The 22,793-nt window shown below is 67.9% G+C and carries 18 protein-coding genes and 1 riboswitch; of the genes, 13 read left to right on the top strand and 5 right to left on the bottom strand.

Annotated features, from left to right (window positions below; translation table 11 throughout):
* Window positions 1–18 precede the first annotated feature (18 nt).
* Together Dfulv_RS20260 and Dfulv_RS20255 are read right to left on the bottom strand one after the other, a co-directional pair.
* Complete coding sequence (locus Dfulv_RS20260) at window positions 19–408, bottom strand: MerR family transcriptional regulator (RefSeq protein ID WP_259865620.1); 390 nt, start codon at window positions 406–408, stop codon at window positions 19–21.
* A gap of 51 nt (window positions 409–459) precedes the next feature.
* Window positions 460–2,736 carry a putative bifunctional diguanylate cyclase/phosphodiesterase gene (locus Dfulv_RS20255; RefSeq protein WP_259865617.1) on the bottom strand — a complete coding sequence of 759 codons (2,277 nt, stop codon included), beginning with the start codon at window positions 2,734–2,736 and terminating at the stop codon, window positions 460–462.
* A gap of 188 nt (window positions 2,737–2,924) precedes the next feature.
* On the opposite strand from Dfulv_RS20255, the gene Dfulv_RS20250 reads away from it, so the two are divergent.
* The 13 genes from Dfulv_RS20250 to Dfulv_RS20190 all read left to right on the top strand — a co-directional run bounded on the left by Dfulv_RS20250 (window position 2,925) and on the right by Dfulv_RS20190 (window position 20,084).
* Window positions 2,925–4,172 carry a sugar efflux transporter gene (locus Dfulv_RS20250; RefSeq protein WP_259865615.1) on the top strand — a complete coding sequence of 416 codons (1,248 nt, stop codon included), beginning with the start codon at window positions 2,925–2,927 and terminating at the stop codon, window positions 4,170–4,172.
* 599 nt (window positions 4,173–4,771) lie between these two features.
* On the top strand, window positions 4,772–6,187 hold the full coding sequence (locus Dfulv_RS20245; protein WP_259865613.1) for a peptide ABC transporter substrate-binding protein: 1,416 nt from the start codon (window positions 4,772–4,774) through the stop codon (window positions 6,185–6,187).
* A 91-nt stretch (window positions 6,188–6,278) separates the two neighbouring features.
* Window positions 6,279–7,211, top strand: coding sequence for an ABC transporter permease (locus Dfulv_RS20240; RefSeq protein ID WP_259865611.1), 933 nt, complete (start codon window positions 6,279–6,281; stop codon window positions 7,209–7,211).
* A 1-nt stretch (window position 7,212) separates the two neighbouring features.
* On the top strand, window positions 7,213–8,109 hold the full coding sequence (locus tag Dfulv_RS20235) for an ABC transporter permease (protein ID WP_259865608.1): 897 nt from the start codon (window positions 7,213–7,215) through the stop codon (window positions 8,107–8,109).
* Entirely contained in the window at window positions 8,106–9,503 is a 1,398-nt protein-coding gene (locus Dfulv_RS20230) for a serine hydrolase domain-containing protein (protein ID WP_259865605.1), read from the top strand. The genes Dfulv_RS20235 and Dfulv_RS20230 overlap by 4 nt, the downstream gene beginning before the upstream one ends.
* A 46-nt stretch (window positions 9,504–9,549) precedes the next feature.
* Window positions 9,550–10,092 carry a GbsR/MarR family transcriptional regulator gene (locus tag Dfulv_RS20225; protein ID WP_259865604.1) on the top strand — a complete coding sequence of 181 codons (543 nt, stop codon included), beginning with the start codon at window positions 9,550–9,552 and terminating at the stop codon, window positions 10,090–10,092.
* Window positions 10,089–11,837 carry an ABC transporter ATP-binding protein gene (locus tag Dfulv_RS20220; RefSeq protein WP_259865603.1) on the top strand — a complete coding sequence of 583 codons (1,749 nt, stop codon included), beginning with the start codon at window positions 10,089–10,091 and terminating at the stop codon, window positions 11,835–11,837. Before Dfulv_RS20225 ends, Dfulv_RS20220 begins: the two co-directional genes overlap by 4 nt.
* A gap of 47 nt (window positions 11,838–11,884) precedes the next feature.
* Window positions 11,885–11,981, top strand: a riboswitch (glycine riboswitch).
* 154 nt (window positions 11,982–12,135) lie between these two features.
* Window positions 12,136–15,000 (top strand): aminomethyl-transferring glycine dehydrogenase, encoded by a 2,865-nt coding sequence (gene gcvP / locus Dfulv_RS20215; protein WP_259865602.1) that lies wholly within the window; start codon window positions 12,136–12,138, stop codon window positions 14,998–15,000.
* A 7-nt stretch (window positions 15,001–15,007) separates the two neighbouring features.
* Window positions 15,008–16,114, top strand: coding sequence for a glycine cleavage system aminomethyltransferase GcvT (gene gcvT, locus Dfulv_RS20210; protein WP_259865601.1), 1,107 nt, complete (start codon window positions 15,008–15,010; stop codon window positions 16,112–16,114).
* Between the two features lie 12 nt (window positions 16,115–16,126).
* Window positions 16,127–16,501 carry a glycine cleavage system protein GcvH gene (gene gcvH, locus Dfulv_RS20205; protein ID WP_259865600.1) on the top strand — a complete coding sequence of 125 codons (375 nt, stop codon included), beginning with the start codon at window positions 16,127–16,129 and terminating at the stop codon, window positions 16,499–16,501.
* Between the two features lies 1 nt (window position 16,502).
* On the top strand, window positions 16,503–17,774 hold the full coding sequence (glyA, locus tag Dfulv_RS20200; protein WP_259865599.1) for a serine hydroxymethyltransferase: 1,272 nt from the start codon (window positions 16,503–16,505) through the stop codon (window positions 17,772–17,774).
* Window position 17,775: 1 nt separating this feature from the next.
* On the top strand, window positions 17,776–18,720 hold the full coding sequence (gene lipA / locus Dfulv_RS20195; RefSeq protein WP_259865597.1) for a lipoyl synthase: 945 nt from the start codon (window positions 17,776–17,778) through the stop codon (window positions 18,718–18,720).
* Complete coding sequence (locus Dfulv_RS20190; RefSeq protein ID WP_259865595.1) at window positions 18,711–20,084, top strand: L-serine ammonia-lyase; 1,374 nt, start codon at window positions 18,711–18,713, stop codon at window positions 20,082–20,084. Before lipA ends, Dfulv_RS20190 begins: the two co-directional genes overlap by 10 nt.
* A 160-nt stretch (window positions 20,085–20,244) precedes the next feature.
* On the opposite strand, the gene Dfulv_RS20185 is transcribed toward Dfulv_RS20190, so the two are convergent.
* The 3 genes from Dfulv_RS20185 to Dfulv_RS20175 form a co-directional block, all read right to left on the bottom strand.
* Window positions 20,245–20,370 (bottom strand): hypothetical protein, encoded by a 126-nt coding sequence (locus Dfulv_RS20185; RefSeq protein ID WP_259865594.1) that lies wholly within the window; start codon window positions 20,368–20,370, stop codon window positions 20,245–20,247.
* A gap of 117 nt (window positions 20,371–20,487) precedes the next feature.
* Window positions 20,488–21,225, bottom strand: coding sequence for a hypothetical protein (locus tag Dfulv_RS20180; protein ID WP_259865593.1), 738 nt, complete (start codon window positions 21,223–21,225; stop codon window positions 20,488–20,490).
* A 186-nt stretch (window positions 21,226–21,411) separates the two neighbouring features.
* A complete protein-coding gene (locus tag Dfulv_RS20175) occupies window positions 21,412–22,347 on the bottom strand; it encodes a septum formation family protein (RefSeq protein ID WP_259865592.1) in 936 nt (311 codons plus the stop codon).
* Between the last annotated feature and the right edge of the window lie 446 nt (window positions 22,348–22,793).

The raw sequence follows: 22,793 nt of genomic DNA, 5'->3' as shown, positions 1-22,793 counted from the left end.
AACGGATCAAATGACGGGTCAGGCCTTCGCCGTCGACGCCGACGGCATCGCGGCCAGCTCCTGCCGGTACCACTCGATCTTGTGCTGGATCCTCGACTGCTCCTCCCGGAGCGCCGCGATCTTCAGTTCGATGTCCTGGTTGTGCTGCTCGAGCAGTTCGGCGCGCTCGGCGAACGTCGCGTCGCCGCCGCGGGCCAGCTCGGCGTAGCGCTGCATCCGGGCGATCGGCATGCCGGTGTCGCGCAGGCAGCGCAGGATGAACAGCCAGGCGAGGTCGTCGTCGGTGAAGACCCGCTGTCCGCCCGCGTTGCGGTTGATGTCGTCGAGCAGGCCGATCCGCTCGTAATACCGCAGCGTGTCGATGCTGAAGCCGGTCTTCTCGACCGCTTCCCGTGGCGTGTACCGCATGTTCCAGTTGTAGCGGGTTCCGCGTGCTTCCGCCGCCCCGTTCCGGTCGGCTCACGCCGTGATCGGCACCTGGGCACACGCGGTCAGCCACACGGCCAGCTCTTCGGCGGGCAGCGGCCGGGCGAACAGATACCCCTGCGCCGCCGGGTATCCGAGCGACCACAGCCGATCGGCCTGCCGCGCCTGCTCCACACCCACGGCGACCGCGTGCAGATCCAGCGCCCGCGCCAGTTGCAGCACGGTCGCCGCCATCGACGGCCGGCCGTCGACAGCCGTCCGTGTGATCGAACGGTCGAGCTTGACCTCGTCGAACGGGTACTCGTGGAGCAGGGTCAGCGAGGCGGTGCCAATACCGAAATCGTCCAACGAGATACGAGTCCCCAGCGCCTTCAGGTCGGCCAGCACGGCCGTCAGCGGCGCCGGGGCCTGCATCAGCTCCGTCTCGGCGATCTCCACCACGAGGCGTTCCGCGGCGACGCCGGACTCGGCGAGGGTCGCCGCGACGAACCCGGCGAAGTCCGGTTCGCGCAGCTCACGGGCGGAGACGTTGACGTGGAGGGAAGCCGGGGCGGCGGTGCCGTGCGTGAGCGTCCACTCGGCGAACCGATGACACGCCGTGCGCAGCACCCAGCGGCCGATCGGCACGATGAGGCCGGTGCGTTCGGCGGCCGGGAGGAACACGTCCGGCGTGAGCAGGCCGTGCTCCGGATGCTGCCAGCGGACCAGCGCCTCCACGCCGGTCGGGCGGCCACCGCCGAGGGGCACGATCGGCTGGAAGTGCACACGCAGGTGGTCGCCGTCGATCGCGGCGCGCAGCTGCCCGCCGTCGACCAGCACGGCCGTCATGCCGCAGTCGTAGTGCAGGCGGACGGTGCCCGGCACCTTCTTCGCCGCGTACATCGCGATGTCGGCCTGCCGCAGCAGTACGCTGCTCTCGTCGCCGGTACGGCCGTCGGCGATCCCGATGCTCGCGCGGATCGGCAGCTCGTGGCCGTCGACCACCACCGGCCGGTCCAGCGCGGCGATCATCCGCTCGGCAGCCAGGTCCGCGGCCGCCGGGTCGGCGCCGTCGAGGACCACGACGAACTCGTCGCCGCCGAGGCGCGCCACGGTGTCGCCGGCCCGGACACAGCCGCCGAGTCGCTGCGCGACCGCGATGAGCAGCTGGTCGCCGACCTCGTGGCCGAGCGTGTCGTTGACCTCCTTGAAATCGTCGAGGTCGATGAGCGCGACGGCGACCGGGTGGCTGCCCGGCGCGGCGAGGGCCTTCTGGAGGCGCTCGCCGAACAGCACCCGGTTCGGCAGCTGGGTGAGCGCATCGTGGGTGGCGTTGTGGTCGAGACGGGCCAGGAGCCGGCCGTTGTCCCGAAACGCGGTGATCTGGCGGATCACGACCAGCGTGGTCAGGGCCACCGCACCGGCGACGACGACCCGCAGGTCGGTGTGGTCGCCGTACCACGTCTCGAAGATGAGCAGGACGTCGACGGCGACGACGGCGCCGTACGGCACGTAGCTGAACGGCCGCCGCTCGTCCGCCCCGACCCGGCGGCGCGGCTCGGTCGCGGCGCGGCGCTGCCGCTCACCGGCCCAGGCACCGAAGCAGAACACCGCCGGAATGCTGTACTGCGTGTGGAGCAGGTGCGGATGCCCGGAATCCAGGAGCGGCTGCACCAGCGGGCTCGTCGCGCCGAAGAAGATCGCGAACGCGAGCCAGCGCAGCGCGGACCGGTCGATGAACTCGTATCCGGACAGGACGAACTTGGCGACCGCGAGGACGACGGTCAGGGACAGCACCGTGAGGACCAGCGAGGCGACGACCGCCGAACCGCCCTCGGCCCGGCTGGTCTGGAAGTGCCAGATGAACACGGCGGCGCCCGCGACGACGGTACCGCCGTCGAGTGCCACCCGCAGCCGCTCGCCCGGCGTCAGCGAGCCGAACGGCAGCCGGTACAGCGCATAGACGATCACCGCGATGGCGATGGTGTCGAGGACGAGCAGGACCGGCCCGTTGTAGTCGTCGTCGCGGCCCGGGTGCAGCAGCATGTCGACGGCCTGCGACGTGGCCGCGATCCCGACCAGGACCACCGCGTAGCTCAGATGCCGCCAGAAGCGCCTCGTGGGTTCGGAGAGTTCGGCGGTACGGGCGGTGCGTCGGAATACGGCCGTGAGCACCACCGCACCGATCGGTGTCGGCAGCCAGAGCAGCACCTGCGGCCCCACCGGCCGCACCAGGTTCACCGCGAACCAGACAACACTGACGAAAAGGACGGCGGCGGACGTCAGCATGAGCCCGGAGGCACGGCCGGACCGCCCCCACAGTACACCCATCCTCAGGCCCTTCCCGTCGACTCAAGACCTCAGATCGACCGGGCCGGGGGCTGCCTGAGGGGATCAGGACTTGACGTGGGTCATGCACCGGCGCATACGCTCGATCACGACGCCACCTCCTGTGGGCATCGTCGCATGCCACGCTGATCACAGCCTCCGGCGATCATCCGCGAGTATGGTGACGACCTGTGGATTCTGGGGTCCGGTTCGCCGCGCGCAGCACCGTTCAGCAGACCGGACGAGCCCTCGTACCGCTCGGGTTCATGTTCTTCTTCGTCGGGCTCTCCACCGCCGTCGTCGGGCCGTTCGTCTCGCTGTTCCTGAGCACGGCCGTGCGCGCCGACCCGGTCCGGGTCGCCGTGTTCCTCGTCGCCGGGCCGCTGTCGATGGTCGTGTCGTCGACGCTCATCGGATGGCTCTCGGACCGCCGCTCGATACGCCGCACGCTGCTGCTCACCGCCGCGTCCGCGGGCTGCGCCGGGTCGATCCTGACCGCGTTCGTCCGGGACTACTGGGTGCTGCTCGCGCTCACCGTCACCGTCACCGCGGTCAGCGGCGCCCTGTTCCCGCAGGCGTTCGCCTACGCGCGGGAGGTGCTCCAGCGGCGCGGCTCAACCAGGGCCGCGATGTCGATCAGCACCCTGCGGATGGTGTTCTCGATCGCGTGGGTCGCCGGCCCGCCGGTCGCGGCGCTGCTGGTCGAGCTGGGTGGCTTCCGGCTGCTGTACCTCACCGCGGCGCTGACGTACGCCGTGGCCGCGGTCGTGGTCCTGTGCTGGCTCGACGAGGTCGGCCCGGCACCGGCCCCGGACGCCGCCGCCCCGCCCGTCGAGCCGCCGATGGAAGCGTCGCGCCTCAGCGTCCTGCGCGTGGTGGCGGCGCTGGCCCTGCTGCAGGGCGCCGGCGTGCTCGGCATCCAGGCCATGCCGCTGTTCCTGGGCCACGTGCTGCACACCGACGTCAGCTATGCCGGCCTGGTGCTCGGCCTGTGCGCGGCGCTGGAGATCCCGCTGATGCTCGCCTTCGGCGCATTGTCGACGAAGTGGCCGCTTCGGCCGCTCATCGTCATCGGCGCCGGCCTCGGTGCGCTGTACTACGGTCTGGTCACCGCCACGACGGCCAGCTGGCAGGTCGCGGCGCTGCAGCTGCTCAACGCGGGCCTCATCGCCGCCGTCGGCGGCCTGAGCATCTCATACGTCCAGGAGCTGCTGCCCGCCCAGCCCGGCCGCGCCGCCACCCTCGCGGGCAACGCGCTTCCGCTGTCCGCGATCTTCGCCGGCCCGCTGCTCGGCGTGGCGGCGCACTTCGGCTACCGCACGGCCTACGCCTTCGGCGCGGCGCTGTGCGTGGCCGGGCTGGCGCTGCTGCTCGTCTCACCACGCCTGGCGCCGGCAGCGCGCCCGCAGTCGGCAGCGGCCTTCCGCCGAGCCCACTGAAGTCAATACCGCCCGCAGTCGCGTCACTGCCTACGGCGACCACCGACAACCACCCGGTGGCTGCCCTCAGCCCGTCCTCACTGTCAATGCCGCCCGCCTGCCCCCACATGCTCATCCTGGCCGCCGTCGAACACCGCCGGTCCGCAACCTCGACGGCCGGTGACCGAAGCGGTGCGCCTGCGGCCGCATCCGGGCCGGCAGCGGGCCGAACGCGCTGGCAGGCACAAGGATCCCGATCGTGACCCGCGGCCACGTACACCCCGCCCGCACGGCGCGTGGCACCCGTCCGCCCAGATCCAAGTAGCTACTGAATTTTCAAAACTTTCAGTTGCAATTGAGTTCACAGGGGTGCATGCTCTCTCCAACACCTCGGGCGTGTGACACCCACCTCATCACCAGAAGGACTGCGCATGGGCTCCTGTCGCCGTTTCTTGATGGCCGCAACGGCCACGATCGCGTCGGTGTCTCTCCTCGCTGGCTGTACATCGGGGTCCTCGAAGGACGGCGGCGATTCGAACGGCGCCGCCGGAGGCTCCTTCATCTACGCAGGCGTACCTGACACACTCGTTCCAGGCCGCGTTCTGGGGGGCTTCGCTCAGGTGATCCCGCTCTTCGCGTCGCTCACCTGGGTCGAGCCCGACGGCAGCCTGACCAACCTCCAGGCCGACTCGATCAACAGCGACGACCAGACGCTCTGGAGGATCCGGCTGAGGGACGGCTGGGCCTTCCACAACGGCGAGCCGGTCACCGCCAAGTCCTTCGTCGACGCCTGGAACTACGTCGCCTACGGCCCCAACGCCTTCGAGAACAGCGGCGAACTCTCCAACATCGTCGGCTACGACCTCAACTCCGCCACGGACAAGCCCGCGACCAAGGAGATGAGCGGCCTGAAGGTCGTCGACAACCTGACCTTCACCGTCCAGCTCAAGTCGGCCGACAGCCAGTTCCCGTCCCAGCTGTCCCAGATGCAGACCGGCTTCTACCCGATGCCCGAATCGGCCTACTCCGACATGCAGAAGTACGCCGACGAGCCGATCGGCAACGGCCCTTACCAGATGGCAGCTCCCACCAAGCCGGGCAAGGAGTACACCATCAAGCGGTACGAGGCCTACAAGGGCCCGAAGGGCAAGGCCGACACCATCACCTTCCGGCCGTACACCGACAACGCAACCGCCTACACCGATGTGCTCGCCGGCCAGGCCGACATCGCCAACATCGCCCCGGCCAAGTTCGGCGCCGCGAAGAACGACTTCGGAAACCGGGTCTGGGCCAACGACGCCCCGAGCATCGACTACCTCGGCTTTCCGCTGTGGGACCCACGCTACGCCGACAAGCGGGTCCGCCAGGCCATCTCCATGTCGATCGACCGAGCCGCCGTCAACAAGGCGATCTTCGGCGGCCTGTACGACCCGGCAACCGCCTTCACTCCCCCGGCTGAGGCCGGGACTCCCGAGGGGCTGCTCAACGACGAGGTGAAGTTCGACCCCACCGAGGCCAAGAAGCTTCTCGCTGAAGCCGGCGGCTTCAACGGCACCATCACCTTCGTCTACCCCGGCGGGTACAACGTGGACGACCTGTACAAGGCCTACGCCAACCAGGTCCGCCAGAACCTCGGAGTCGAAGCGGTAGCCAAGCCGACCACCGGCTGGTCCGACTTCTACTCCGCGGTCGAGGGCAAGACCGTGGCAGGACCGCACTTCGGAACCTGGGGTGCGCTGTACTCCAGCCAGCAGAACACCCTCCGGCAACTGTTCACCAAGGCCGGAACAGGCAACGTCTACACCGGCTACTACACCAACCCGGCCGTCGACAGCGCCCTTGCCGCGGCAGAGCAGGCGTCCACCGAGAGCCAGGTGAACGCCGCGTACAAGCAGGCTCAGGAAGTCCTCAAGGCCGACCTGCCCGTCGTGCCGACGTTCTTCTCCAAGTACGTCTATGTCACGAGCCCGAAGATCACCAAGATGACCGCATCGCTGGGCGTTCCCATCCTCGCTCAACTGAGCGTCAGCAAGTAGCGAACCATCGCCCCAGGAAAGCTGCTCTGGCCGACGTCCCGACCAACCGTCGGCCAGAGCAGACCAGAAGAGACCACGGAACGGGAACCCGATGACGATGACCAAAGCGATAGCTCGGCGGCTGCTCGAGTTCCTCATTGTGTTCTTCGGGGTCACCTTCCTCATCTACGCCGCGGTCTACGCCCTGCCGGGCGACCCGGTCGCATCACTGGCCGGCGACCGCCCGCTCCCGGCAAACGTGATGGAGGCACTGCGGGCCAAGTACCACCTCGACGAACCGCTGTGGCAGCGGTACCTGGACTACCTCAAGGACCTGCTGCACCTCGACTTCGGGACCACGTTCGCGGGCGACAGCGTCCGCTCGGAGATGGCGTCGCGGTGGCCGGTCACGATCGCACTGGCGTCGACCGCCTGGCTCTTGGAGCTCCTCATCGGAATCGGGCTCGGCGCGATCGCCGCGGTCAAGCGCGGCACCTGGATCGACAAAGGCATCCTCGCCGGGACCGTCCTGCTCAGCGCCGTCCCCGTCTTCGTCGTCGGAGTGACCTGCCAGCTGGTGTTCGGCGTCAAGTGGCACATGTTCCCCATCGCCGGCACAACAGAAGGCTGGCCTCGCGCCTACCTGCTGCCCTCCCTCGTGATCGCCGCGTTCGGACTGGCCGCAGTATCCCGGCTGACCCGCGAAAGCATGATCAACAGCCTGCACTCCGACTACATCCGCGCCGCCAAGGCCCGGGGAGTCCCGCCCACCAGCCTCATCGGCAAGCACGTGATGCGGAACTCGATGATTCCCACCGTCACGTTCCTCGCCACCGACCTCGGCTACCTGCTCGGCGGGGCCGTCGTCGTCGAAGGAATCTTCAACCTGCCCGGCATCGGCAACCTGCTCTTCACCTCGATCCGGACCCAGCAAGGCCCGACCGTCGTGGGCATCGCCACCGCACTGATCCTGATCTTCCTCGTGACGAGCATCATCGTGGACATCATCCAAGCCGCACTCGACCCGCGAACTCGAGGTGCCTGAAATGACCACTCTGCTGCAACCGGCAGAAGACCTCGACTTCAGCCCGCGCCCACGCGCACTCTGGCGGACCCTGCTCCGCAAGCCCGGATTCGTGATCCCGGCAATCGTGCTCCTGGGCCTCTTCGTCGTCTCGATCTTCCCCGGCTGGGCGGCCGGCTTCTTCGGCCACGCCGACCCACGCGCCTGCGATCTCCTGAACAGCGCGGCGGGACCCAGCGCAGGGCACCCGTTCGGGCGCGACGTGCAAGGCTGCGACGTCTACGCGAACGTCATCTACGGCACCAGGACTTCGATCTCCATCGGATTCCTGACAACAACGCTCGCAACGCTCACCGCGGCAATCGCGGGCACCATCGCCGGCAGTATCCCTGGCGTCGTCGACGCTTTCGTGTCACGCATCATGGACATCTGCCTCGGGTTCCCGTTCCTCCTCGGCGCGATCGTCCTGCTCAGCACGGTGCGGCAGCGCAACGTGGCGTCCGTGTCCGTCATCCTCGCGCTGTTCGCGTGGCCGATGATGGCGCGCCTCGTCAGATCCTCGGTCCGTTCGGTCCGAGCGCTCGACTACGTCGCTGCTGGCCGCCTCATCGGGATCAGCACCTGGCGACTCTCGACCAGATACGTGCTCGCGAACTCGATCGCACCGCTCGTCGTCGTCGCCACCACAACCGTCGGCGCCATCATCGTCGCCGAATCGTCACTGACGTACCTCGGTGTCGGCCTCCAGCCACCCACCATCTCGTGGGGTCTGCAACTGGCCGCAGCACAATCGTCGTTCCAGCAGCACCCGCACCTTCTGATCTACCCCGCCACGTTCCTGGCAGTCACCGTCCTGTGCATCATCACCCTCGGTGACAGCCTCAGAGCCGCCCTCGACCCAAAGCAGGAGCACGCATGACCAGCTACGGACCGTTGCTTGACCAGATCAAGCAGTGGCTCGGATACCGCGCCTGGGCGTCCAACGTTCCAGGACTCCAGGCGGCGATCTGGCTGGACGGACGCGTGCAAGCGACCATCGCCATCGGGTACGACGACACCCAGGCGCAGACGCCACTGACGACCAGCCACCAGTTCCGAATCGCATCGCACTCCAAGATGATGACCGCCATCGCGGTACTCCAGCTGCGCGAGACCGGCGCCCTCGACCTGGACGACAAAATCACCCGATGGATCCCCGAACTCGCCGAACAGGACGGGACCGCCGGCGTGACCGTCCGGCACCTCCTCACCCACCGCGGCGGCATCCTCCGCGACGGCCTCGACGCCGACTACTGGCAGTTCATGAAGGCGTTCCCGGACGCGCAGGAATTCCTCGGAATGGCTCGCCGCGCGTTCGGGGTCACCGACATCGAATCGGAGTACAAGTACAGCAACATCGGATATGGACTCCTGGGCATCATCGTCGAACGCGCTTCCGGGCAGTCCTACATCGACTACATGCGTGAGAACCTCGTGGAGCGGCTCGGGCTCACCCGAACCGGGGCCGACGTGCAACCCGGCTACGACGGCCCGCTCGCGCTCGGCCACGGCAGCGACAATCTCAGCCGTCGGCGAAGCCGCGTCGCCCAGGACGTGCAAACCAAGGCCCTCGCCTCGGCCACCGGGTTCTACAGCACCGCGGAGGAACTCGTCACCATCGCGGCATCGCTGTTCTCCAACGACAGCAAGGTCCTCAACGAGGAGTCCAGGCAGCTCCTGATCACGAGCCAATTGCCCGTCAGCGACCCCTGCTCCGACGTCGTCTCGTACGGGTACGGAGTTCGAACCCTGATCGTCGACGAGAAGCCGATGTACGGCCACGGCGGCAACTACCCGGGGCACACGAGTCAGACGCTCTGGGACCCCGAGACGGGCGTCGCCGTCTCCGTCCTCGTCAACGCCATCGAAGGTGCTGCCATCGGCATCTGCAAGGGCGTCATCGCCCTGATGCGCCGCGGCATCCGCAACCTCCCCGGCGACGACACGACCACGAGCGAGCTCCAGCGATTCGCCGGCCGGTACGCGAGCATCTGGGACGTGGTGGACATGGCTGTCCTCGACGGCCGGCTCACGATGATCTGGCCGGCCAACGCCGACCCACTCGACGGCGCACTCCCGCTCGCCCAGGCGGGCCCGACCACGTTCAAGTTCCCTCGCGTCAACGGCTCGTTCGGAACCGGCGAATCGGTCGAGTTCGCCTTCGACGATCACGACACGGTCGAGTCGGTCCGCGTCGCAGGGACTACGTTCAAGCCGGTGGACAAGGTGACGACCGGCAGCAGCGCTGACACACTCCTCGTGGCGTCCCACTAGACGCGACCGCACGCTCACCGGACCAGACATAGGAGCCGAGTACCTGATGACCGACAACACCGAGGCCGCCGAGACCGCAGGGTCGAGCCTGCCTGACGAACGCGAGCTGGAGCGGCGCGAATTCGCCGAGCAGTTCGGTGTCGCTTGGTCACAAACCGGTGGTCCGCGTATGGAGGGCCGAGTCATCGGCTACCTGATGGTGATGCGTGAGCCGTACATCTCGCTCAGCGAGCTGGCCGCTGTGCTCAACGCGAGTGCCGGCTCGGTGTCCATGACTACGCGCCGTCTCCTCGACACCGGGTTCATTCGCCGGCACGTCATCCCTGGGGACCGGAACTACTACTTCTGTGCCCACGACGACATGTGGGGAAGCTGGCTCGCAGGCGAACGCCGTCACCTCGCGGCGCAGGCGCAGATGTTCGAACGACAGCTGGAACTGATCGACGGTGACGACCCCGCCGTCGCCTCTGCCCGCCGCCGCCTCGTCAACGGCCGCGACTACATGCAGTGGCTCATCAACTACCACAAGCAGATGCTTGCCGACTGGGAGGCGTACAAGGTCAACCGGGACGGGGGTCGCACCTCGTGACGACCGACGAGGCCCAGCACCGCGACATCAGCGGCCCGCTGCTTTCCATCGACGGCCTCTCCATCGAGTTCACCACCGCCGGAAACGCCGCATGCGTGGTCGACGGAGTGTCCTTCACCGTTGGACGCGGCGAGATCGTCGCCCTCGTCGGCGAGTCCGGATCCGGCAAGAGTGTCAGCGGACTCTCGATGCTCGGGCTGCTGCCGAACAACGCTCGCGCGTCGGGCTCCATCGTCTTCGACGGCGTCGAGCTGTCCGGCTACGACGAAAAGCGCTTGCGCAAGCTGCGCGGTTCCCGGATCGCGATGATCTTCCAGGACCCCGGCGCGTCTCTGGACCCGAGCTTCACGATCGGCTCGCAACTGTGCGAAGCGATCAAGCTCCACGACCGCGGCCTCACCTCCGCGGCCTGCAAGCAGCGTGCCGTCGAGCTGCTCACGACGCTCGGCATCACCGAACCGGAGCGCCGGCTGACCCAGTACCCCCACCAGCTCTCCGGCGGTCAGTGCCAACGCATCATGATCGCGCTGGCCCTCATCGGTGAGCCCGACCTGCTCATCGCCGACGAGCCGACAACCGCGCTCGACGTCACGGTTCAGGCCGAGATCCTCGAGGTCCTCCGCGACCTTCGGGACACCCGCGACATGAGCATCCTGCTCATCACCCACGACATGGGTGTCGTCGCCGACATCGCCGACCGTGTCGTCGTCATGCGACACGGGCGCGTGGCGGAAACCCAGGGGGTCGATCAGCTGTTCGCGGCTCCTGAGCAGGACTACACCAAGGCGCTGCTCGCAGCTGTTCCGCGGATCGGTCAGGCAGTGCCACGCGCAACCAGGCCCGAGGCTCCCGCTGCTCCGGTTCTCCAGGTCACCGACCTCGTCATCGAGTACGCCAATCGGCGGCGGGAGAACGTCCGTGCTGTCGACGGCGTCAGCGTGACCGTTGCCCGTGGCGAGATCGTCGGTCTCGTCGGAGAGTCCGGCTGCGGAAAGTCGTCCATCGGGCGCGCGATCGTGGGAATGACCCCGATCGCCGCCGGCACCATCACGGTCTCGGGTGAGGAGATCACCCGACTTCGGCGCCGCAGGCTGCGGCACGCTCGACGCAACGTCGGCATGGTCTTCCAGAACCCACTGACCTCACTCAATCCCCGATACTCGGTGAGCGACACGCTCGAGGAACCGCTGCGGACCCAACTCGGGCTCAAGGGCACGCGACTGCGTGAGCGCGTCGACGAGCTGCTCACATCCGTGGGTCTCGGCCCGCGCTGGCGGGACAGGTACCCGCACGAACTCTCCGGTGGCCAGAGGCAGCGAGTCGCAATCGCTCGAGGGATCTCGCTCGACCCGGACCTCCTCATCGCCGACGAGCCCACCTCGGCGCTCGACGTCAGCGTGCAGGCACGAGTCATCGACCTGTTCCGGGAGCTCCAAGCAGATCTCGGCTTCGGATGTCTCTTCATCAGCCACGACCTCGCAGTCGTGGACTCGCTCTGCGACCGGGTCGCCGTCATCCGACACGGACAAATCGTCGAAGAAGGCCCGTACAACCAGGTCCTTTCCAACCCCGCGCACCCCTACACCCAGAACCTCATCAACTCCGCACCCGTGCCGGACCCCGCAAGTCAGCGGGCCCGGCGAGACCAGCTTCGCGGTGGCCGAGCCGACCGAACCAATCGACGCTCACAGTTGGCGGCCGAGCCGCCGGAAGCACCAGAGCCACCCACGGCCTCATACCGATAGCCGATGCCGTAGAGTGCACCACCAACACAACTGAAGAAGACGCCGCACAAGCCGAAGCGGGAGAGTCTCCGTCAGCCAATGACGGGGCGCCGAAGGAGCAACACTCCCCACGAATCTCTCAGGCCCAGCTACCGCTCCGGTGAGGCAACTCTGGAAAGACAGGACCAAGCAGTCCTGCACCAACGGTGCAAACCGTCCCAAACGACGGTGAAGCTCTCAGGTACCGATGACAGAGCGGGGAGGTCACCCACCTACGGTGCCGTCAGTCGGCGGCACCCCGAAGCCTGGGAGCCTCCCGATGCACGATTCGCAGTACCCGTCTACCACCCGGGACGCGTTCGTCGACCGACACATCGGAGCCAGCGCCGACGAGCAACTCCACATGCTCAATGCCGTCGGCTACGACAGTCTCGACGCCCTCATCGGCGCCGCCGTGCCGCAAGGCATCCGCACCGCAACCGAACTGCACCTGCCCGCACCCGTCTCCGAGCTGGAGGCAGCGAACGAACTGCGGACCCTCGCTGCCCGCAACAACGTCACCACGCCGATGATCGGGCTCGGCTATTACCCGACCATCACCCCGGCCGTCATCCGCCGCAACGTTCTCGAGAGCCCGGCCTGGTACACCGCGTACACGCCGTACCAGCCCGAGATCAGCCAGGGACGGCTCGAAGCGCTGCTCAACTTCCAGACCATGATCGGTGATCTGACCGGCCTGCCGATCGCCAACTCGTCGCTTCTGGACGAAGGCACCGCGGTCGCCGAAGCGATCATGATCATGCGCCGTACCGCGTCGTCGAAGTCGAACCGCGTCCTGGTCGACGCCGACACCCACACGCAGACCGTCGGTGTGATCCAGACCCGCGCGACCGCGATGGGAATCGAGGTCGTCCTCATCGACCTCGACGCTCCGCTGCCCGACGACGACTACTTCGGCATCGTCGCGTCCTACCCCGGTTCGTCCGGCGAGATCCGCGACCTCGCGCCGATCGTCCAGGCCGCCCACGACAAGGGCGCGCTCGCGACCATCACGGCCGACCTGCTCGCACTCACCCTCCTCACCCCTCCCGGCGAGCTCGGCGCCGACATCGCCGTAGGCTCCAGCCAGCGATTCGGCGTGCCGCTGTTCTACGGCGGACCGCACGCCGGCTACATCGGAGTCCGGGCCGGCCTCGAGCGTCACCTGCCCGGGCGCCTGGTGTCCGTCTCGGTCGACTCGAACGGACGGCCCGCCTACCGGCTGGCACTCCAGACGAGGGAACAGCACATCCGGCGCGACCGAGCGACCTCGAACATCTGCACCGCCCAGGTCCTCCTGGCCGTAGTCGCCTCCATGTACGCGGTCTACCACGGGCCCGACGGACTCTCCCGGATCGCCCAGCGCATCCACCTGCAGGCCGTGCAGCTCGCCGGCGCGCTCCGCGCCAAGGGCTACCCGGTCGTGAACGAGACCTTCTTCGACACCCTCCTCATCTACGTCCCGGGCGGCGCCGCCGCGGTCGCCGAGGCCGCACACGAGCGCGGCATCCTGCTCAACCTGGTCGACGGCGACCACGTCGGGATCGCCTGCTCGGAGATCACAACCCTTCAGGACCTCGAGACTGTCCTCGAGGCGTTCGGCGAATCCGCAGCCGACCTGCAGGTCGCGATGCACGACCCCGCAGGCGGCATCCCGAGGAGCCTTCGCCGCACGACCGGCTTCCTGACCCACCCGGTGTTCAACGACCACCGGTCTGAGACCGCGATGCTTCGCTACCTGCGAAAGCTCTCGGACCGCGACTTCGCGCTCGACCGCGGAATGATCCCCCTCGGGTCGTGCACCATGAAGCTGAACGCGACGACCGAGATGGAGCCGGTCTCGCTCGCCGGGTTCGCCGACATCCACCCGTTCGCACCCGTCGACGACGTCGCCGGCTACATCGAGCTCATCGACCAGCTCGAGAACTGGCTCGCGGAAGTCACCGGCTACGCCGCGGTGTCCATCCAGCCGAACGCTGGCTCGCAGGGCGAATTCGCCGGCCTCCTCGCCATCCGCGCCTACCACGCAGACCGCGGTCAGGGTCGGCGCGACGTCTGCCTCATCCCGTCCAGCGCCCACGGCACCAACGCCGCGTCCGCCGTGATGGCCGGCATGCGGGTCGTCGTGGTCGCGTCGAACGACGACGGCACCGTCAACCTCGACGACCTCGAGGCCAAGTGCGAAGCGCACGCCGACGACCTGGCAGCGGTCATGGTCACCTACCCGTCCACGCACGGCGTCTACGAGGAGGGCATCACGAAGCTGTGCGAGTTGGTCCACCGGTACGGCGGACAGGTCTACGTCGACGGGGCCAACCTCAACGCCCTTCTCGGTGTGGCGAAGCCCGGCGAGTTCGGCGGTGACGTCTCCCACCTGAACCTCCACAAGACCTTCTGCATCCCGCACGGTGGTGGCGGGCCGGGCGTCGGCCCGGTTGCCGTGGCCGCGCACCTCAAGCCGTACCTCCCGACGCACCTGGCGCACCCCGACGTCAACCGGCGCCGAGGGATCGGGGCCGTCAGCGCATCGCCGTTCGGCTCGGCGGGAATCCTGCCGATTCCGTGGGCGTACATCCGGATGATGGGTGCTGCCGGCCTCACACAGGCCACGAAGGTCGCCGTCCTCACTGCGAACTATGTCGCCAGCCGTCTCGCCGACAGTTACCCCGTCCTGTACACCGGCGCGAACGGCCTGGTCGCACACGAGTGCATCCTCGATGTTCGTCCGCTCACCGCAGCCACCGGTGTGACCGTGGACGACATCGCCAAGCGTCTCGTCGACTACGGATTCCACGCACCCACAATGAGCTTCCCCGTCGCGGGCACGCTCATGGTCGAGCCGACCGAAAGCGAGGATCTCCGCGAGCTCGACCGATTCATCGACGCGATGATCGCGATCCGCGCCGAGATCGAGCAGGTCGCACGAGGCGACGTCACGGTCGAGGACAGCGCACTTCGCCGCGCCCCACACACGGCCGCCGTCCTCGCCGGCGACTGGGACCGGCCGTACAGCCGGAAGCACGCCGTCTTCCCGGCCGGAGTCGCCGAAGACAAGTACTGGCCCCACGTCGGCCGAATCGACCAGGCATACGGCGACCGCAACCTGGTCTGCACCTGCCCCGACCCGTCCGCATTTGAAAGCTGAGTCACATATGTCAAAGAACACTCCCCTTCGCGCCGTCCACGAACGACTCGGCGCCTCGTTCACCGAATTCGGCGGCTGGAACATGCCGGTCCGCTACGCCTCCGACATCGCCGAACACCACGCCGTCAGGAAGGCCGCCGGCCTGTTCGACCTCTGCCACATGGGAGAGATCGAAATCGTTGGGCCCGAAGCGGCGGCAGTCCTGGACTACGCGCTCGTCGGAAAGCTCTCGGCCATCGCGGTGGGCAAGGCCAAGTACTCGATGATGTGCGACGCGACCGGCGGCATCATCGACGACCTCGTCACCTACCGCCTTGCCGACGATCACTTCATGGTTGTTGCCAACGCCAGCAACGCCGAGGTTGTCCTGCAGGCATTCCAGGAGCGCGCGGAGTCGTTCGACGCCGAGGTGCGAGACGCCCGCGACGAGTGGGCCCTCATCGCCGTCCAGGGGCCGACCTCGCCCGACATCGTCGCCACCCTGACGGACTTCCCGCTCGCCGGCCTGAAGTACTACGCCGGCGAACCGTGCCTCCTCGCAGGTGCCGACGTCCTGCTCGCCCGTACCGGCTACACCGGCGAAGACGGCTTCGAGATCTACTGCCGGCCCGGCGACGCCATCCGGATCTGGGAAGAGCTGGAGAAAGCCGGCGAGCCGCACGGCCTCAGGCCTGCCGGTCTCGCCTGCCGCAACACCCTCCGCCTCGAGGCAGGCATGCCGCTGTACGGACATGAGCTCAACACGACGCTCAGCCCGTTCGAAGCCGGCCTCGGACGTGTCGTCGCCTTCAACAAGGAGGGCCCGTTCGTCGGCAGGGAAGCCCTGGCCGCTCGCCTGGAAAGCGGTACCCACCGGCAACTCGTGGGCCTGGTCACCGACTCGCGGCGCGCACCGCGCGCTGGAAACGCCGTCCTGGACACGAGCGGGCAGACCGTCGGCGTGATCACCAGTGGCGCGCCGTCGCCGACACTCGGCCACGCAATCGCCCTGGCCTACGTCTCGACCTCGCTCACCGCACCGGGAACCGCCCTCTCAGTCGACATCCGTGGCACCCGCGCCGACGCAGAGGTCGTGGCCCTGCCCTTCTACAGCCGCAACAAGAAACTGAACTAGGAGATCAGACAGATGGCCGTTCCGACCAACCTCAAGTACACCGCTGAGCACGAGTGGCTGCTCATGGACGGCGACACCGCCACCGTCGGCATCACCGCCTACGCGGCCGACGCCCTGGGCGACGTCGTCTACCTCGACCTTCCCGCCGTGGGCGCGACGATCACCGCCGGCGAGGCCTGCGGCGAGATCGAGTCGACCAAGTCGGTCAGCGACCTCTTCGCGCCCGCGAACGGCGAAGTCACCGAGATCAACCAGGACGCCGTGAACGACCCGAGCGTGCTCAACCTCGACCCGTTCGAGCGCGGCTGGTTGTTCCGAATGAAACTCGCCGGTGACGTCGACGTCCTCGAGCCCGCCGCCTACGAGTCGTTGATCGCGGGTAAGTGAGATGACCCTCCTCAACGACAACCTCGCCGACTTCGACCCCGAGGTTCACGCGGCGATCCGGGCCGAATTGGCCCGGCAGCAGAACACGCTCGAGATGATCGCGAGCGAGAACTTCGCTCCCGTAGCGGTGATGGAAGCCCAGGGTTCGGCCCTCACCAACAAGTACGCCGAGGGTTACCCCGGGCGCCGCTACTACGGCGGCTGCGAGCACATCGACGTCATCGAACAGCTCGCGATCGACCGCGTCAAGGACCTGTTCGGCGCCGAGTACGCCAACGTTCAGCCGCACTCGGGAGCCCAGGCGAACGCCGCGGTGATGTTCGCCCTCCTCAACCCGGGCGACACCATCCTCGGCCTCGACCTGGCACACGGCGGGCACCTCACGCACGGCATGCGTCTCAACTACAGCGGCAAGCTGTACAACGTCGCGGCCTACCACGTGCGTGAGAGCGACTTCCAGGTCGACATGGAAGAGGTCGAGCGTCTTGCGCTCGAGCACCGGCCCCGGATGATCGTTGCCGGCTGGTCCGCCTACCCGCTCCAGCTCGACTTCGGCGAGTTCCGGCGCATCGCCGACCTTGTCGGTGCCTACCTGATGGTCGACATGGCTCACTTCGCCGGCCTCGTCGCCGCAGGACTGCACCCGAACCCGGTACCGCACGCCGACGTCGTCACCACCACCACCCACAAGACCTTGGGCGGCCCGCGCGGCGGCGTCATCCTCACCAACCGCGCGGACCTGTCGAAGAAGTTCAACTCGGCGGTGTTCCCGGGCCTGCAGGGTGGCCCGCTCGAGCACGTGATCGCGGCCAAGGCTGTCGCGTTCAAGGCGGCCGCGACCGAGGAGTTCCGGGACCGGCAGAAGCGGACCCTGGAGGGCGCTCAGATCATCGCCCAGCGACTCATGGCAGACGACGTGCGGGACGCGGGGATCACGGTCCTCACCGGCGGGACGCAGGTGCACCTGGTGCTGGTCGACCTTCGGCACTCTCCGCTCGACGGTCAGCAGGGCGAAGACCGGCTGCACTCGATCGGCATCACCGTCAACCGCAACGCGGTTCCGTTCGACCCGCGACCCCCGATGGTCTCCTCGGGCCTGCGAATCGGCACTCCGGCGCTCGCCACGCGAGGTTTCGGAGCGGCGGAGTTCGGGACCGTGGCCGACATCATCGGGACGGCACTCAGCCGAGACATGTCGCCGGACCTCGCCGCCGCGCTCAGCGGCCAGGTCGGCGACCTCGCTAAGCGGTTCCCGCTGTATCCGGAGCTATGAGATGAGTGCGGCGACGGCGGTCAGTCCCGAAGGGCGCAAACTCCTGCGCCTGGAGGTGCGCAACGCGCAGACCCCGATCGAGCGCAAGCCGTCCTGGGTCAAGACGCGGGCGAAGATGGGCCCGCAGTACCGCGAGTTGCAGGCCCTCGTGCAATCCGAGGGCCTGCACACGGTCTGCCAGGAGGCCGGCTGCCCGAACATCTTCGAGTGCTGGGAGGACCGGGAGGCGACGTTCCTCATCGGCGGCAACCAGTGCACGCGGCGCTGCGACTTCTGCCAGATCGACACCGGCAGGCCGCAGCCACTGGACCGTCACGAGCCGCGCCGGGTGGCCGAGTCGGTGCAGGCGATGGGGCTGCGCTACGCCACCGTCACCGGTGTCGCCCGCGACGACCTGCCCGACGGCGGTGCCTGGCTGTACGCCGAGACGGTGCGCGCGATCCACGAACTGAACCCCCACACCGGCGTGGAGAACCTCATCCCCGACTTCAACGGCGACCCCGACCTCCTCCGCGAGGTGTTCGAGTCCCGTCCGGAGGTGCTCGCGCACAACGTCGAGACCGTGCCGCGCATCTTCAAGCGGATCCGGCCGGCGTTCCGCTACGACCGCTCGCTCGACGTGCTCACTCACGCGCGGGCGTTCGGCCTGGTCACCAAGTCAAACCTGATCCTCGGCATGGGCGAGACCCGCGAGGAGATCAGCCAGGCGCTGCGCGACCTGCACACCGCCGGCTGTGAACTGGTCACCATCACCCAGTACCTGCGCCCCTCGGTGCGCCACCACCCGGTCGAACGCTGGGTGGAGCCGGAGGAGTTCGTAGAACTTGAGGCCGAGGCGACTGAGATCGGCTTCGCTGGTGTGCTGTCCGGGCCGCTGGTGCGTTCGTCGTACCGCGCGGGCCGCCTCTTTCGGCAAGCAATCGAGCGGAGGCCAACGTGCCGCTGAGTGCATTCGATCTTTACTCCATCGGCATCGGACCGTCGTCATCACACACCGTCGGGCCGATGCGGGCGGCGAAGACGTTCGTCGACGGGCTGGACGCAGACGGGGAGCTTGCGTTCGTGACTCGAGTGCGGTCCGAACTCTTCGGCTCGCTCGGAGCAACCGGCCACGGACACGGCTCGGACCGTGCAGTCATCCTCGGACTCGAAGGCGAAGACCCGGCAACGGTCGACACCGAACACGCCGCCGGGCGAGTTGACCGCGCGAAGCGGGACGGCAAACTGCTGCTGGGTGGCCGGCACCCCATCGGCTTCGACATCTCGACCGACCTCGTCCTGCACCGACGAAAGGCACTCCCGGCGCACCCGAACGGGATGACGTTCGTCGCCTACGGACCAACGGGCAACGAGGTTCGCGCGCGCACCTACTACTCCGTCGGCGGCGGGTTCGTCGTTGACGAGGACGCCGTCGGCGCCGACCGAATCGTCCAGGACGACACGCCCATCCGGTTCCCGTTCAGCTCTGCTGGAGAACTGCTCCAAATCTGCGCCCGCGAGAACCTGCAGATCAGCGACGTGATGCTGCAGAACGAACTCGCTTGGCGAACAGAGGAGGAAGTCCGCGCAGGGCTCCTCGGGCTCTGGCAGGTCATGGCGGACTGCGTTCGGGCAGGGTGCGCGCACGAAGGTGTGCTTCCCGGAGGCCTCAAGGTTCAGCGGCGTGCACCTGGGCTCTACAACGACCTGCGGATGAGGACGTCCAAGCAGGACCCACTCGACGTCATGGACTGGGTCAACCTCTACGCGCTCGCGGTCAACGAGGAGAACGCATCAGGCGGACGAATCGTCACTGCCCCGACCAACGGCGCCGCGGGCATCATCCCGGCGGTCCTGCACTACTACTGGAACTTCGTCCGGGGAGCGGGCGAGGACGGCATCGTCCGTTTTCTCCTGACGGCAGCGGCAATTGGCATCGTCATCAAGGAGAACGCATCGATCTCCGGCGCCGAGGTCGGATGCCAGGGCGAAGTGGGTTCGGCATGCGCGATGGCAGCGGCCGGTCTTTGCGAGGTCCTCGGCGGCACGCCCGAGCAAGTGGAGAACGCCGCTGAAGTCGGCATCGAACACAACCTCGGGCTCACCTGCGACCCCGTCGGAGGACTCGTTCAGATCCCGTGCATCGAGCGGAACGCCATCGCGTCGGTGAAGGCGATCAACGCGGCACGGCTCGCGATGAACGGGAACGGCTCACACAAGGTCAGCCTCGACAAAGCGATCAAGACGATGCGCGACACCGGTCGCGACATGCACATCAAGTACAAGGAAACGTCCCGGGGCGGCCTGGCCGTCAACGTGATCGAATGCTGAGGCAGGACGGACATGTCGCTCAGTAACGCCGGCCTCGGCGGCGATGCCCGCGGGGCACGCGTCGGGACGTTCCGCCAGCATCCTTGGCGTCGCGATGGGATCGGACGCCGACTGGCCAGACGCAACGTTTGATTCCTGGAGGGCAATGGGTGCGGACTGGTCACTGCGCTCGTCTCATGCCCGCATCACCGTCATCGCTGATCGCCTCGCTGTCGGCCGTGCCGGCCGGACTGTGCACGCCGGAGCTGACCGCCGGATCCCGCACCGGCAACAGCGGTGCGATCACCGCCCACTGCGAATCAGTCGGCGATGACGCATACGCCGGTTTACCGACACAACGACACAGACGTGATCTTCGCTGACACGCTCAGCGAAGATCACGTCGAGGTACCACAACGCTCTCTCAGGCGACCACGGCCACGCCCGACTGAGACTCGCCGAACTCCCAGCCCGCCAGCAGCTTGCGTCGGCCGTCGAGGGCCGAGGTGCCGGTCGGCCACTCGTCCGCGCCCAGGTAGCAGGCGCCCGCGTCCCGCGACCAGAACGGCTCCAGGCAGTGCAGGCGCAGGTGGTCACGCAGCTCCGGCGGCTCGACCGCGGCCAGCGCCGCCTCCCAGCCCTCCTCGACCCGCCGCAGGCCTCCCGAGCCGAACGAGGCCAGCGCCGGCAGGCGGTGCGTGAACGTCGCCATGCGCATGGCGTCGTGCAGGGTGCCGTCCGTGGCCAGGCGCAGCAGCGCCGAGATGCGATAGTTCAGCCGCTTCGCCGACTGGGCCGTCAGGTCGAGGCCGTGGCGGGCGAGCAGCACGCCCAGGTCGGCGCCGCGCACGAGCATGTCGGCATCGGCTGCCCGCACGTCGGCGAGGAACGCCGCCGGCAGCACGTCGTCGGCCCACTCGACCGCGAACAGCGAATTGGCCAGGTCGAACTCCCAGGCGAGGGCCTGATGGTCGTCGTCGAGATAGCAGGCGTCGACGGCTGGTAACGCGACCGGGGCAGACGACGCGAGGGCGGCCGGGGTGAGCCAGCTGGCCGGGAGCAGGAACTCGTCGAGGGTGTCGCCGCCGTAGTAGGCGTCGTAGGAGCCGGCAGGGAAGTCGGACCGCCCGAGCAGGACGGCGAACGCAAACGTCAGGTCCACGCCACGCAGTCTGCACCAGGGGTACGACAAAAGACGGGCGGGGATCCAAGACGATCCCGGTGTGGACGCGGGCCCAGTCCAGCAGACCGGCATCGACGTGGTTGACCGCACATGGATATGATCAGCGGGGAGGTTGCTTCCCATAGGCTGTGGACATCAGGCAGTGCGGACGGCCAGCCGACCTCATCAGACCGGCAGAGGCTTCTTGCCGAGTCCCTTGATCGAGGCACGGACCTTCTTGCCCGGGCCGAGCAGGGCGAAGCAGCGCTGGTGGCGGTCGCCGGAGTCCCACTGGAACTTGCCCATGCCGTCCCAGGCGAGCCCGACGTCTTCGCGGGTGTTGAACTGGGCGTCGGTGAGACCCATGAACATGGCCACCACGGGCCAGCAGTGGTCGGTCGTCCACTTCTCCAGCACGGCGACGGCGGGGAGCGCGCCGCCGCCGACGCCGACCTGGATGGTGCCGACGAACTCGGCCTCGTGCGGCTGCGCGCAGTCGATCGGCGTCAGCGCGGAGATCCGGTCCCACCAGCCGTTGGACGCCTTGTTGCCGACGACCTCCAGGCAGCGGATCGCCTTCGGCGCGTCCCCGGTCAGCGAACCCTTCAGCGACCCGGAAGTGAAGGACATCACGCCGTAGGCGCTGCTCAACGCGAAGATCGAGCAGACGTAGGAGCGCAGACCGCCTTCCCACGGTGCCCGGGTCGGCATCTGCACGTTGATGCCGAGCATGCCGGCGTGCCAGTCGCCGCCGGCGTAGTCACTGGCCGCTTTGCTGCAGGCCGCATACGCCGCCTGGAACCCCTCGCTGCCCGCCGCGGGCGGTTCGGACGCCTGCGCGGCGTTGCCCTCGACCGTGCCGATCAGCACGACCTCGAGCGTGTGCCCGCGGTCGCACTCGATCGGTGCGGCCCGCACGAAGGCCGGGTCGAACGGCATCTTCGACGGACTGTCCAGGCACATCCCGACGCTCGGCAGATCGAACTTCGGCGTTGCCATCAGCTGCCAGTCATCGACCAGGTCGCCGTCGGCGCCGGGAACGCGCAGACCGCAACCCGACACCCCGATCAGAACCCCGACGAGCACGGCGGCGATCGCCGTCCGGGCAGGCATCATCGTCATCTCTCGTTCCCCCATGAACCCACCGAACAGTGGAGATCACGACTGTCTCCGCCGCGTCCCGGGTTGTCAACGGCCGGACGGCTACCTTCTGATCCAGGACATCGCCGCAGCTGCCGGGTAAGGGTGCTCGAGATCGACGTCGCGCGGGCAGGCCGCGTAGCGCGATGAGCCACCACAACGGGAACAGCAGCTGAGGCTCTCGCCACCGCGATCACGCTCGGCCTGCAGCACGGTGCACCGCCGGAGGTGTATGCCGATGCGCCGCGCCGGCTGCATCTCGACCCGCCAGCCGGCGAAGACGGGGCCCGGCAGGCGGCGGATGCTCTGGCGGATTCGCTCACGCGTAGACGCTGCTGCGCCTCAGCCCGCCGGAGTCCGATGTCCGAAAACTGCGCCGTATGATCCCGGTGGTGACCGCTACGACGACGGCATCCCCCGGACAGATG

It is taken from the genome of Dactylosporangium fulvum (assembly GCF_025137375.1).
In the GTDB taxonomy this organism is placed as follows: Bacteria; Actinomycetota; Actinomycetes; order Mycobacteriales; family Micromonosporaceae; genus Dactylosporangium; species Dactylosporangium fulvum.
This window is presented reverse-complemented; position numbering and strand designations above follow the sequence as displayed.